Source organism: Peribacillus sp. V2I11, from assembly GCF_030817135.1.
GTDB lineage: Bacteria > Bacillota > Bacilli > Bacillales > DSM-1321 > Peribacillus > Peribacillus simplex.
This window is the reverse complement of sequence record NZ_JAUSYW010000001.1, coordinates 2,596,026-2,609,549: the sequence shown is the minus strand read 5'-3', so window position 1 is coordinate 2,609,549 and position 13,524 is coordinate 2,596,026. Positions and strand designations below refer to the sequence as shown.

The following is a 13,524-nucleotide window of genomic DNA, read 5'->3' as shown; positions in this document are numbered from 1 at the left end:
AATACCCTTTATTTAAGAAATCAATCATTAAAAAATTTATCCACGATTCTCTGTGTAGCTTTACCATCCTCTATTCCACAATACTTCTCTCTAAATAAACCATATCTCTCTTTGTATTGCATGTTTATTTCATCGATATTGGTAATAGTATCGATAATCTCCTCAGTTGTTTTTAAAAATGGACCTGGTGCTTCCTTTTCAAAATCCATATAGAATCCACGGATGTTATCTCTGTAATCTTCCAAATCATAAGTGTAGTACAAAATCGGCCGAGCAGTATTAGCAAAATCGAACATCACTGAAGAATAATCCGTAATCAATATATCAGAAATCAAGTAAAGTTCCTGAATATCTGAATAATTGGATACATTTATTACGAAATCCTCAAATTCGCTCGGGATGCTGAGATTATTACTTATAACAACATGCATCCTTAACAACAGGATATATTCATCCCCTAGTTCTTCCTTCATTCTTTCCAAATCAAATTTCAACTCGAAAATAAATTTATTGTTTTTCGAAGTTTGATTATCCCGGAATGTAGGAGCATATAAGATGACTTTTTTCCCTTTTGGTATCTTCAGTTTTTCCATCACTGACTTGGCAATTATTGAAGCATCTTCCCTGTAAAACAAATCATTTCTTGGATATCCCGTTTCTAATATTTCCCCTTCATATTTGAAAGCACTTCTGAAGGCTTTGGATGCGTATGGACTTGGTGATATTAAATAATCCCAAGTTCTCGTTGCACCATGCACTCGATTTAAGTACCCATCGTCTCTTCCTTGAATATTGTCTATATCAAATAGCATTTTTTTCAAAGGGGTACCATGCCAAGTCTGAATATATGTCGTTTCCTTCCTTTTGCTTAAATAGGTAGGGAAGTTTTGATTATTTATCCAATAACCTGCTTTGGCTAAATAATAATAGTATTCCGGACTTAAGCGTTTTATCAACTTCGTATTCTTTCCTTTTATTGGTAAATTACCATTATATACCCAAACTTTTTTATATTTATTATCCCTTTTGACCAGTTCTTCATAAATATACTTGGGGCTATCGGCGAATTGCTTCCCTATCCCACTTTCAAAAAGAATAAGGTTCCGGTCAACCGGGATAAGCATGGACATAATTTTATAAACTTTTTTCATGACAGGGAAATACTTTTCACTTTTCCTAAATCGATTCATAATGAGTTTTGATATCGGATGGTTATATAATTTGATTAGTGAATTCTGATCTTTTTCTGCATTTTGAATCACTTCGAATATCCTTGAATTAGAATGGACATCGCGATATTTAATAAAACGGTTGGCCTTATCCATATACTTTTTCTTCATGACAAAATCAGTGTTGGCATATTCGGCTAATACACCTAACAATTCATCCAATTCATCAACGATTTCACCCGGAAGATCCTTATCCAAATCCAAATGTGACGGTCTTTTCCCTATGAAACGATCTCTATCAAATTGATAGTAAATAACCGGTTTATGCAGGAAACTAAAATCAAAAGCTACACTTGAATAGTCCGTAATCATAATCGCACTTTCCTTAATTAATCTTTGGACATCCACTTCACCCTGACTAATCACCCGAACTGGAGCATCCTTAAAATAAGACGTGAATTTCTGCATATTAGGGTGAAGGCAAAAAATGATTTCAAACCCATTGTTTTTAGATAACTCATGTAAAACCGGGTGATTCACTAATTTCTGATACCTTTCAAAATACTCGCTTTCCAAAAATATTTCATCGGATGTAATCCAATCTCTCCATGTTGGAATGATCAATAATTGCCGCTTTGTTAAAACATCATCCTTAAACAGTGAGTCGAACCTAGAAAGTCCTGTTGTGAATACTTCCTTTTCGTTGTACCCAAAATCAGTTACAATCATATCCTTTTCGAAGTCTGAACTTACTAGAAAAACATCCGTACTAAAACCGGAGACTGCATTTTTCCCGTAGTTTGCCACCATATTTTTAGTGCCCATAACACCATGTTGAAGAAATACCTTAACTCCCTTAACACGATTTTTAAATTCAGATGTTCTTAAAGGATATAAATAATCCGGATGATGTGATGATATAATACGTGTCGATTCCATTGTCTTTTTAATATGGTCCTTTGACTTGAAATAAAGTATATTTCCAAAGGGCTCGACGTTTTTGGCTTCCACGGAATTTTCTTCTATTACATAATACACTTCTTTTTCAGGGTGGTTTTCCCTCATATATTTAAAAAAGTGATATCCGGTATCCTGGGCTTTATAAGTTCTTTCACCAATTAGCCAGACATCCTTTTTCTTTTTAAATAAAGAAAGAAATCGCCTCCACCCCATCATCCTTTTTAAATATCGATAACTTTCTGTGGAAAAGTTAAACACTTCCAAAGATAAATTGGATGCTTTAAACGTATAATATGGATTGACGATAGCAACTCCATTATTCGAACTGACATCGGTCTTTTTAGTAAATAATTTAGATCTGGTGGTTGGTCTTCCGACGCGTACCATTTTCGGCTCTTCCTGATCATTTAAATGTAATTTCATGTAAATATCATATACATCATCTTCCAAATCCGCACTGACTAATTGTTCTAAATCCAATCTCAGATCATATATATAACGATTCAGTCCATATTTCTTAATATTCATTTCCTTATTATGAATAAAAGATATATTTGCCTGATATTCTTTGTCACTTTGCCTTCCTTTTACTAGGCCCTCACCTTTTATGATTGTTGAATGCTTAGTGAAAATTTGACCATTTATTTGCATGGTTTTCGATTTATTTTTGATTTTTTCAATTTGAGACTTAATCGAAACTTTAGGAGTTTTATTGAAGTAAAGAGATAAATTCCCTTTATTCGTTATAGAGAATATGCTTCGTTTATCTTCATAGGTGTAAATACTCAAATTGTTCGTGTACGTTTCCTGGAAACGCCCTAGACGAATTGGGTATTCGATATTAACCTGTTCGTGCACTTCTACATATTCAGCTTTATGTTCGATACTAAGTATTGTTTTTTTGCTCAGCTTTTCAACTGGAACGGAAACCTTTATATAACAGTCATAAACAGTCGGTTCATCATCTGCTAATTTCCGCATTAAATCTTTCAAATCTACTTTAAACTCAAATTTAGATGAACTCACCGATTCAGCTATTTTTATTTTTTGATCTTCGTTTTCCCTAGAATATAGCCATAGTTCTTTTGCGCAATAATGTTCTATTGAAAATTCCCCTTTTATCAACAGCGTATTTTCCTCTTGCACAATGGTCAGAACTTGTTTCAGCTTAATTTTAGGAGCTTTTTTTGCTTTCCCTTTTCCAAGAAGCTTTTTAATCATTTTAGACCACCTATAACAAATTATTATTTAAATTAAAATCAATCATTCCATGTACTTTAAAATCATAAACTTTTTTCGGTTTTTCCTCAATATCATTAAACAGACAGGTAAACTCCCTTATATTCCCTGCAATTCCTCCAATGGACAAAAAATACAATATTGGGTAGTTCAATATTAAACAGGAACCATGCTAAAACTAAAAAAACATTCCGTAAATATCGGACCTCCAAGGAAGGACTGCCGTAAAAATCATTTGCACGTCCTTCCATGTTGCCAGAATGGAAAGGGAATAGCAAAAACATGTCTTTTAATTGTAAAGAAGTCTTCTAGACATCAAAGTGAACGCTTTCAAAACAGGGATTATAGGCTCAATTCAACAAACTGTTATTACTTGCGCTTCATTAATTGGGCTATTAAATGTTAAGCGATAGATTGATGGCCTTTACATGACCCATCCTCTGTCTTCATACGATCCTGCCACTTCACCTTCACTATTTGAAAACAGGGATTTATGAAGCTCTTCTAGTTGTTCTCTCCTAAACGTGGTAAAATTGTGAATGGCTTATTCTGATTGCAGAAAGAATGAAATATTTCTTATAATATCGTTCATCAGCTTACTTTTAAAGTAATGTGATGAAAATTATTTTTAAATACCATACAGTATAAACCATACATTTCTATAGACACTTTATTATGCCCTACAGAGTAATACTAATTAGTCAACGTTTAATTTTAACTTTAAAAATAATATTTACAATAATCATCAATGTAAAAAAATGTGGTTTATTTGTAAAAAAATTGTGGTTTATTTGTAAAGCTATTAAGTTATAATTAGTAAGAGAAAGTCATTGCCTAAAAAATATATGAAAACAACAAGCAGAATTGAAATGCTAGTTGCCTGTTTCATTGTTCCATTTCATATTCTAATAGACCAAATATATATTAATTTGATTGAATAACAGTTTAAGAGTTTTAAAGGAGGAATAAAAATGAAGAAAGTAATCACTTACGGAACCTTTGATTTGCTCCATTGGGGTCATATCAATTTATTAAAACGCGCTAAAGATTTAGGGGATTATTTGATCGTTGCCATTTCCACGGATGAATTCAATGCTTTAAAAGATAAAAAAGCTTATCATAGCTTTGAAAACAGAAAAATGATCCTTGAATCAATTCGCTATGTGGATGAAGTTATACCTGAAGACAATTGGGAACAAAAGAGGGAAGACATCGTTCGTGAGGGTGTAGATATCTTTGTAATGGGTGATGACTGGAAAGGCCAATTCGATGAATTATCCGAAGTTTGTGAAGTGGTCTACCTACCAAGAACAATCGGCATTTCGACTTCCCAAATTAAAGATGACCTTTTACAAGTTACTAATGGCTAAAGAATTCGCGATAGGGATTTATCTTTTTTGTTTCAAAGTTTTATTCTCTATCTTTAAACTTTTCCCTTTATATGACAAAACGACCTTTGTCACATCATTCGGGGACAATTGCCAATATATCGCAGATGAAATGGACAAGCAGGACATTTCCGTTCAAAAAGTATTTTTAATGAAATCGAGCAGCTCTATACAAGTTAAGGACGATGGGGAAACCATCGTCCTTCCGTTTGAATCAAAAAATATCATGGCCATGATCCGATCGATTTATCATCTGGCTACATCAAAATGGATTATCATCGATAATTACTTTGGCTTTCTTTCTGCTATTGCATTCAAAAAGGAAGTGACATGTGTCCAAGTGTGGCATGCGGCCGGTGCCGTTAAGCAATTCGGGGCAAAAGACCCTTCCATTCAAAACCGTTCAGCCGGTGCAAGGAAAAGATTTTTAGATGTATATAATAAATTCGATTATGTTACGGCAGGTTCAGAGAGAATGGCCGAGATTTACCAAGAAAGTTTTCAACTACCGGCATCCCATATCCTAAGGACCGGGATACCTCGGACCGATTTCTTTTTTAATGATGAATCAAAAAGAACTGCCCGTAATGCTTTACTGGCCAAATATCCAGAACTTGAGCATAAGAAAATCATGTTATATGCCCCTACATTTCGTAATGACGGCTTGAACAACGGAGAGATTGCACTTGATTTGGAATTGCTCTACAAGGAACTTCAGGGCGAAAATTATGCGTTATTACTAAAACTGCATCCCGCTGTAAAGGCAGAGCATGATTTACAAGATAAATTTCCGGGATTCATTTACCCTGTCAATAGTGAATTTCACGTTAATCACCTGCTGATCAGTACGGATCTTTTAATAACCGATTACTCTTCGATTCCATTTGAATTCTCTTTTTTGGGAAGACCCATGATATTCTTTGCATATGACTTAGAAAAGTATGTGCAGGAACGGGGATTCTGGGAGGATTACTCTTCTTCCATGCCCGGACCCGTGGTATCTACCACTGAAGATCTTTTAAGGGAAATCCGTACCGCCGATCATTCATTAATGAAGATCGCTTCCTTTAACCAAAAATGGAATGAATACTCCAAGGGAAATTCAAGCGGGAATTTAGTTGATTTCCTTTTTAAATAAAACCACCCACTTCATAAAACGAAGTGGGTTTTCATTTTTTTCAATATCGTCTCAATGAAAAAGCACACCCTAAAAACAGGGACATTTTTACAGAAAATGACAAACGAAAACATGAAACTCCACTATGTGAAAAAAGACTCATAATATAGAAAATATTGTAGATTACAATACTCAACCCCCTCCAATATAAACCAGTAAAATACTACTATTTCCCCCCTGTAACAAAAATGTAATATGTTTAACTTCATTTAATTTGTTAGAATAGGGAAAAAGACATATTAGAGGTGGAAAACCGTGAAAAAAAGTGTTGTCGCATTTTCGACATTAGCCATTTTATCTTCGACTTTTGTTTCTCCTGCCCTTGCCGGTACATATACAGTCAAAAGCGGTGATAACTTAAGTAAAATCGCCCAGAAGCATAATACGACGGTAAAAGACTTAAAACAGCTTAATAACTTAAAATCAGACTTTTTGAGAATCAATCAAAAATTAACTACACCCAACTCCGAAACCACATCAAATGCTTCTTCAGTTTCCGTGAAAAAAACAAACAAAACCACATATACCATTGTTTCAGGTGATACCTTAACCAGGATAGCAAACAAGCATAACCTTACACTTGCTGAATTGATGAATATGAATAACCTAAAATCAGATAGAATTTATGCAGGTGCCAAACTTATCGTATCCAAATCAACCACCACCACTACCATTGATTTACCCGGCAGCTCCAAACCATCCAATGTTACACAGACCCCAGCCAATTCGGCTACATACATTGTGGTAAAAGGTGATACTCTTTCCAGGATTTCAAGAAAAACCAACTTGACTGTAGCACAGCTTAAATCAATCAACTCGTTGAAGTCCGATTTAATCAGAGTGGGTCAAAAACTAAAATTAAGTAAATCGGCAAGCACTGCCCCTGCAGATAAAAACGATGATGGAAAAGTGGAAGCCCCAAGTTCGGGGAACAATGTGGCCAAGCTCGTTTCCGAAGCAAAGAAATTAATTGGTACACCTTATTCGTGGGCGGGTGCCTCCCCATCAGGTTTCGATTGCAGCGGATTTATTTACTATACGTTCAAGAAGGCTGGGTATGAAGTTCCCAGGCTTTCATCTTCCACATATTATGATATGGGTAAAAAAGTTACTTCACCGAAAAGCGGCGACCTTATCTTCTTTGCAACGGGTTCCCATAAATCAGTGGTAAGCCATATGGGAATCTACTTGGGCGACGGGGAATTCATTCATGCCTCATCAAGTAAGGGAGTAACAATCAGTACTACTTCAAACTCTTATTTCAAAAGTAAAATCATCGGTTATAGAAGTTTATAAGATTTACTTGCCAGACTTTCTCTTAGAGTCTGGCAATTTCATGTAAAAGAATCATAGTTTTTTTTGCCGTGGTTATACAATTAAGGAAAAATTAGAATGATGTGCCAACGAAGGAATTCGGTTTCTGAGAATCCTTCGTTTTTTTTGAATGAAAAAAGGAAAATATGCACTCTAACTACAAAAAGAAACTATTCTATTTTTGACAAAAAAAAGGTATAGTTAAAAATACCGACTAGGTACTTTTTCACACCTTCCATTTTGTGGGATGGTTAAGGGAGGAATATTAAATGAGATCCGAACATAAAAAAAAGAAAAAGAAACGCAAAGCGTTTAAAATAATCGGCTTCACCCTTCTTATCCTTTTCATTGGCGCAGGTGTTTATGGCGCTTCAGTTTATAAATCATTAGCAGGTGCGGTTCATACTATGCAGGGTACAGCGCATAAAACGGATAAGCGTGTAGAGGACATCAGGTTCAAAAGCAAAGATCCATTTTCATTACTGATTCTTGGTGTGGATGAACGGGAAAATGACTCAGGTCGATCAGATACGATGATTGTCATGACGGTTAATCCTAAAAAAGAATCGATTGAGTTATTGAGTTTACCGAGAGATACGCGTACAGAGATCATCGGTAAAGGTATCAATGATAAAATGAACCATGCCTATGCATATGGCGGAGTTGCCATGTCGATAAATACAGTGGAAGCGTATTTGGATATTCCAATTGATTATTACGTTAAAATGAATATGGAAGGCTTTCAGGATATTGTGAACGCAGTTGGCGGTGTCACGGTCGATAATGATATGGACCTTGCCTATAAAGGATATACCTTCAACAAAGGTACGATCGACTTAAATGGTAAAGAGGCCTTGATTTATTCCCGAATCCGTAAAGAAGATCCCCGCGGGGATTATGGACGGCAAATGCGGCAACGCCAGGTTATCCAAGCTGTCATGAAAAAAGGGTCAAGCCTATCAACACTTACCAATTATGACGATATATTCGAAGCTCTAGGTAAAAACGTGGAAACCAATTTAAGTTTCAATGAAATGTTGAGTATCCAAAATAACTACAAATCATCCCTCAAAAATATTGAACAATATACACTTGAAGGTGACAATCAACGGGTAAATGGCGTTTGGTACAACATCGTTCCAGAAGATACAAAGCTTGAAGCCCAAAATCGTGTGAAAGCACATCTGGGATTATAATGGATGGAGGATGGCTTTTATCAGTCATCCTCTTTTTTTACCTTTTTCTCAATCCTTCATTTGTTTAAAGTAATCGGAACGTATCACTTGATCACTCAGATCAATCTCCTTTTGGTCTGCTGGTGAAAACCCATCGACCTTGCCTTCCCCATTTATTTTCATTTGAGAACCATAATCCCCTTTTAATATCAAAGCATCGCCCTCTTCGCCATTCAGCATGCTCTCTCCAAAGTATGAAGAACTCTTAATATTGAACAGATCATATAGAGTTGGTAGAATATCGATTTGGCCCGCTACCTTATCAATCGTTCTTCCTTCCATATCCTCCTGATAAATGATCACGGGAATGGGCATATATTTTTCAATCCACTCTTCATCGCTAATTTTACTGCCGTAATACGCTTCAACCTCGTGTTTATCTTTTAAGAATAGCCCATCATGATCTCCGTAAATGACAATCACGCTGTCTTTCAATTTCCCGTCATCCTTCAACTTCTTTACAAAATCCCCGATGGCCGAATCTGTATAATGAATTGCTTCAAAATATTTAGTCAGGTAACTGTTCTCTTTTCCAACTTCAGGCTTCAATGTTATCTGTTCCATCGGTAGTGAAAAAGGTACATGGCTGGTCAAAGTAACGAAAAAAGCGTAATAGGGATTTGGTTTATCTTTTAAGAAATCATAGCTTTGATTGAAGAAACTGCGGTCTCCCAAGCCCATCGAAATCATCTCATCATGCTGCATATCCTCTATGGAAAGATAATCATCAAACCCTAGCGAAGGATATGCATGCTGCCTATTCCAAAAGTCTTCTTCATCTCCGTGGAAAGCCAAACTTTGATAATCCGACTTCTTTAATTCCTTAGCAAGACCCGGAAAATCATTATAAGGGAATCGAAAAAAGGTCGCGCCCTGCTTTAAAGGAAATAGTCCGGTATTCACGATAAGCTCTCCGTCAGATGAATTTCCAAATACCGTCTGTGGATATACATGAGGGAAGTACAAACCCCCTTTCGCCAGTTCATTCATGAATGGCGTGACCTCCTGCCCGGCACTACTTTGGAATAGCGGAAACGCCTGTAAAGATTCCACCTGGATGATAATGAGATTCTTCCCCTCCAACGAGCCTGAATGGGCATTTTCCTTTCTTTTCTTTTTATTGAAGTAATCAGAAACGGCCTTTTTTTCTTCCGAAGTCATTCCATGCCTTCCCGAATCAGTAAAGTAGGCATAAGTATCCAATGCGTGATGACCGATCGGGCCCCAGTTTCGTAAGAAGGTATTCGCTTCATAACGCCGGGTTATATCTACTTTGTCGATAAAGATATTTTTGACCGGCTTTAATCCTGCTATCATCAGGAATATTACGGCCGGTACAAGTGCCATATGCTTGAGGGGGTATTTTTTCTTCACAAATGACTCAGCAATTGGAATGCTTACCAGCAGAAAGATTGCATCCTTCATTTCCATCATACTGAATATACTTTCACCAAGCCCATTCAGATTGCTTTTTTGCATCCACATATAGGAAGTTATAGGTGTCGAATAATAGCGATAAAACCAGATGTCCCCAAGAAAAAAGATCATGATCGAAAGAAGGAAAACTGAAAAAATGAAGCCCTTTACGATCCGATTTGGTATCATTTCCTTCAAATAAACAATAAAACCTGCAACACCGGTGATTATCGTAATTATCCCAATAGAAAGATCGTTACCCATCCTATCATTCGTATAAATGAAAAGTATGGCCACGATTGAAAATGACACTATCTCAAATAGCCTCTCCTTCAATCGTTGATTCAGGTTATTCTTCATGCTCCTGCCACTTTCCTCTTCATTATTTCCAAGCCTTGGTTAAGCCTGATTGCGGAAGATTACTTATAAATATTACTTAGCGTTGCCATTTATGAGAAATTGCACACCGAAAACAGCATAAATATTTGGTACTAATGACTTCCCTTATAAAAAAAGCCTCATCACTAAAAGGATGAGTGCTTTACTTTGGCACTCCGGCAAAAAAGATACCGGTTGCCGCCAGATCATGCCGATGTTTTTCTACTTTCTCTTCCATTCAAAAGCAATCTTCCAACCTTGGTCAGGAATCGATTCCGCCAACATATCTCCTTCCTCGAATAAGAAACGCCATGGCATGCTTGAAAGTGCCGGAATCTCACCAAGCTCTGTAAGATCGAATGCCTTTTTCGCGAGAAATTTTCCATCTCCATCCACTAACAGTAAATCCACGATATCAAACACGACAGCTTTCTCTAATGAATTTCGTAGAAAAGCCACTATGATTACATCATCTTCCACCCTAGTCAGCTTTATTCCGGAAATTGAAATTTGGTTCGGTTTTAATGCAGGCAGCCTTTGATGATGGAATTTAAATACATATTCCTCTTGCTTGGAAGTTTCCCACTCCTTGTGAAACATCAGGGAAGTATGAACGGCGTCATCCTGATCTAGTAACTCATGTACATCTGAAGCTGCATTATCCCTTTTTCCATATAAACTCATCGTTCCTCACCCTCCAAAGCAGCTGCATCTTCCTGATTGCTTTTCATATATTCCATAAAACGGATGCTTATCTCTGACTCAATTTTACTTAATAGAAGGTTGAATTGACTTAGAGCGACTCCTTCAAACACCGTATATGGGTCCTGCTGACCGTATCCGCTTAAACCAATGACTTCCTTCACACTGTTCATTTCATCTAAATGGTTCATCCAATTTGTATCAATATGCTGCAGCATGAAAGCGCGCAGCTGGTTTCCCCATTCCACATCGTCTTGAAAGATCACCAGTCTCGATTCCAATTCACCTAAAGCATTCAACACTTTTCCTTCAACTATATGACCTTCTAAATCCTGCAAATCAATTGCTTGCCAACCCAACGAAAGGAAAACAAGGGAAAGCTCTTCATTAAAGGCAGAGGGATCAGGTTCCGCTATATGTTCAGGGTAATGTTTCACTGTGAGCCGAGTAATGTATTTCTCGATATATCCAAGTAAAATGGTCGACATCCGTCCAGGCTCCATATCAAGAATCCTATCTCTCATTGCATAGATGATTTTACTCTGCTCATTTAATGCATGTTCTAACTTCAATAAATGGTAACGGCTTGATTGATGCATCCGCTCTACCGTTTCCTGAACCATTTTAATGAATTTATCGGGAGCAGGGCCCAGCACCAATCCATTTTCATCCGTTTTGATTTTCTTGATATAACGTTCGATTTCTTCTTCATCATAGTAATCAAACAAATCATCTTCCAAAGAAATGATGAATTGTGTTGAACCAGGATCACCCTGCCGGCCGGAACGTCCTCTTAGCTGCATATCGATCCGACGGCTCTCGTGTCGCTCTGTACCGATAATATGAAGGCCGCCCAATTCCTTGACATCATTCCCAAGTATTATATCCGTTCCTCTCCCAGCCATGTTCGTAGCCAGCATCACTTGATTTTTTTGCCCGGCATTCGCGATGATTTCCGCTTCATCCTCTTCCGTCTTCGCATTAAGGATATGATGTTTAATTCTCCCCTTCTTTAGTTGAACCGAAATTTTTTCAGATTGCTCAATGGAGGTCGTTCCGATCAGAATAGGTCTGCCTCCATCATGAATCCGTTTTACTTCGGTGACGATTTTGTTGATTTTGCTGGTTTCATCTTTATAAATCAAATCAACCTCATCAACTCGAATAATAGGCTCATTCGTTGGAATTTCAATGACAGGGAGCTGATATATTTCCCGGAATTCAGATTTTGACGGCATGGCACTGCCGGTCATCCCAGACATTGAATGATATAATCTAAAATAATTTTGGACGGTAATCATAGCCTGTGTTTCATTCTCTTCGGAAATCTCCAAGCCCTCTTTTGCCTCAATCGCTTGATGAAGCCCATCACTGAAACTTCGCCCTTCCATCACCCTGCCTGTGAATTTATCGATGATTGCAATCTTGCCATCTATGATAATGTAGTCCACATCCAATTTCATGATTGCATGGGCTTTTAGCGCCTGAGTAACATTATGTAATAACTCTTGATGTTCCATTCCATACAGATTATCAATTCCAAAGGCCTCTTCAATCTTGGAAGCCCCTTGATCCGTGAAAAAGGCAGACTTTGACTCGATGAAAACCTCGTAATCATCATTTTCTATAAATGTCTTCATGATTTGTGCCGTGATCTGGTGGAGCTCGGTTCCTTCGCTTGCCCTGCCAGCAATGATTAATGGTGTCCTCGCTTCATCAATCAAGATGCTGTCAATCTCATCGACAATGGCAAATCGGTGTCCTCTTTGAACCTTATCTTCTCTTCGGTAAACCATATTATCACGCAAATAATCAAAACCGAACTCAGTTGCCGTTCCATACGTGATATCTGCCGCATACGCTTCACGTTTTTCGGAAGACCTCATTTGGGAAATGTTCAAACCAACCGTCAATCCTAGAAATTCATGAACTTGTCCCATTAACTCTTTATCACGTCTGGCCAAATATTCATTGGCCGTTATAATATGGACACCATTCCCGTACAGTGCATGTAAATAGCTAGGCAAAGTAGAGACAAGCGTCTTCCCCTCGCCCGTATTCATTTGTGCAATGCCCCCTTCACTCAGGACAAAACCTCCTGCAAGCTGAACATCATGGTGCCTAAGATTCAGCACTCGTTTAGAAGCCTCGCGCACGACCGCAAAGGCATCAGCTTGTATATCCAATATATTATCGCCTGCATCCAATACGCTTTTAAATCTATCCTTCATTCCGCATAATTCTTGATCTGAATATCTTTTATATTTACCCTCTTGCCGATTCACATCTTCTACCAACTTATAAATTCTCTTTAAGTCTTTTGAGCTTTCATTGAAGAACTTTTTCATACTGGATAGCATAGGGTTTTCTCTCCTATTATTTCAATTGAACTTTAATGAAATTATATCAGTTATATATTTACTGTTTATAAATTATCGCCTTCATATTGTAATTATATAGAAATTCTTTCTTTTTTTGAAAGATTAAATTTCGCAAAAATCGACTGGATGCCCGTCCATAAAAGGCTAAAAAGATTAGCATCACCC

8 protein-coding genes are annotated in these 13,524 nt (G+C 37.1%); 4 read left to right on the top strand and 4 right to left on the bottom strand.

Annotated elements, in window-relative coordinates; all coding sequences use genetic code 11:
• Positions 1-20 precede the first annotated feature (20 nt).
• A complete protein-coding gene (locus QFZ73_RS12560; protein ID WP_307266518.1) occupies positions 21-3,350 on the bottom strand; it encodes a CDP-glycerol glycerophosphotransferase family protein in 3,330 nt (1,109 codons plus the stop codon).
• Positions 3,351-4,339: 989 nt separating this feature from the next.
• Between QFZ73_RS12560 and tagD the strand changes: the two genes are divergently transcribed.
• The 4 genes from tagD (at position 4,340) to QFZ73_RS12540 (ending at position 8,443) form a co-directional block, all read left to right on the top strand.
• The gene (tagD, locus tag QFZ73_RS12555) at positions 4,340-4,738 is read left to right on the top strand and encodes a glycerol-3-phosphate cytidylyltransferase (RefSeq protein WP_057278149.1); all 399 of its coding nucleotides are present in this window, start codon (positions 4,340-4,342) and stop codon (positions 4,736-4,738) included.
• The gene (locus QFZ73_RS12550; protein WP_251426812.1) at positions 4,731-5,894 is read left to right on the top strand and encodes a CDP-glycerol glycerophosphotransferase family protein; all 1,164 of its coding nucleotides are present in this window, start codon (positions 4,731-4,733) and stop codon (positions 5,892-5,894) included. The genes tagD and QFZ73_RS12550 overlap by 8 nt, the downstream gene beginning before the upstream one ends.
• Positions 5,895-6,188: 294 nt before the next feature.
• Positions 6,189-7,229 carry a C40 family peptidase gene (locus QFZ73_RS12545; protein WP_251426814.1) on the top strand — a complete coding sequence of 347 codons (1,041 nt, stop codon included), beginning with the start codon at positions 6,189-6,191 and terminating at the stop codon, positions 7,227-7,229.
• Between the two features lie 287 nt (positions 7,230-7,516).
• Positions 7,517-8,443: an LCP family glycopolymer transferase gene (locus tag QFZ73_RS12540; RefSeq protein WP_251426816.1), complete on the top strand. Its 927-nt coding sequence runs from the start codon at positions 7,517-7,519 to the stop codon at positions 8,441-8,443.
• 48 nt (positions 8,444-8,491) lie between these two features.
• Here the strand turns inward: QFZ73_RS12540 and QFZ73_RS12535 are convergent, their stop codons facing one another.
• The 3 genes from QFZ73_RS12535 to secA all read right to left on the bottom strand — a co-directional run bounded on the left by QFZ73_RS12535 (position 8,492) and on the right by secA (position 13,338).
• Positions 8,492-10,258 carry an LTA synthase family protein gene (locus tag QFZ73_RS12535; protein WP_307266507.1) on the bottom strand — a complete coding sequence of 589 codons (1,767 nt, stop codon included), beginning with the start codon at positions 10,256-10,258 and terminating at the stop codon, positions 8,492-8,494.
• Between the two features lie 240 nt (positions 10,259-10,498).
• The gene (locus tag QFZ73_RS12530; protein WP_251426820.1) at positions 10,499-10,960 is read right to left on the bottom strand and encodes an SLAP domain-containing protein; all 462 of its coding nucleotides are present in this window, start codon (positions 10,958-10,960) and stop codon (positions 10,499-10,501) included.
• Positions 10,957-13,338 (bottom strand): preprotein translocase subunit SecA, encoded by a 2,382-nt coding sequence (gene secA / locus QFZ73_RS12525; protein WP_307266502.1) that lies wholly within the window; start codon positions 13,336-13,338, stop codon positions 10,957-10,959. Before secA ends, QFZ73_RS12530 begins: the two co-directional genes overlap by 4 nt.
• Between the last annotated feature and the right edge of the window lie 186 nt (positions 13,339-13,524).

Coding starts and splice junctions, on each gene's coding strand:
- QFZ73_RS12560 (WP_307266518.1), bottom strand. CDS start 3,350: ATGATTAAAAAGCTTCTTGGAAAAGGGAAAGCAAAAAAAGCTCCTAAA.
- tagD (WP_057278149.1), top strand. CDS start 4,340: ATGAAGAAAGTAATCACTTACGGAACCTTTGATTTGCTCCATTGGGGT.
- QFZ73_RS12550 (WP_251426812.1), top strand. CDS start 4,731: ATGGCTAAAGAATTCGCGATAGGGATTTATCTTTTTTGTTTCAAAGTT.
- QFZ73_RS12540 (WP_251426816.1), top strand. CDS start 7,517: ATGAGATCCGAACATAAAAAAAAGAAAAAGAAACGCAAAGCGTTTAAA.
- QFZ73_RS12535 (WP_307266507.1), bottom strand. CDS start 10,258: ATGAAGAATAACCTGAATCAACGATTGAAGGAGAGGCTATTTGAGATA.
- QFZ73_RS12530 (WP_251426820.1), bottom strand. CDS start 10,960: ATGAGTTTATATGGAAAAAGGGATAATGCAGCTTCAGATGTACATGAG.
- secA (WP_307266502.1), bottom strand. CDS start 13,338: ATGCTATCCAGTATGAAAAAGTTCTTCAATGAAAGCTCAAAAGACTTA.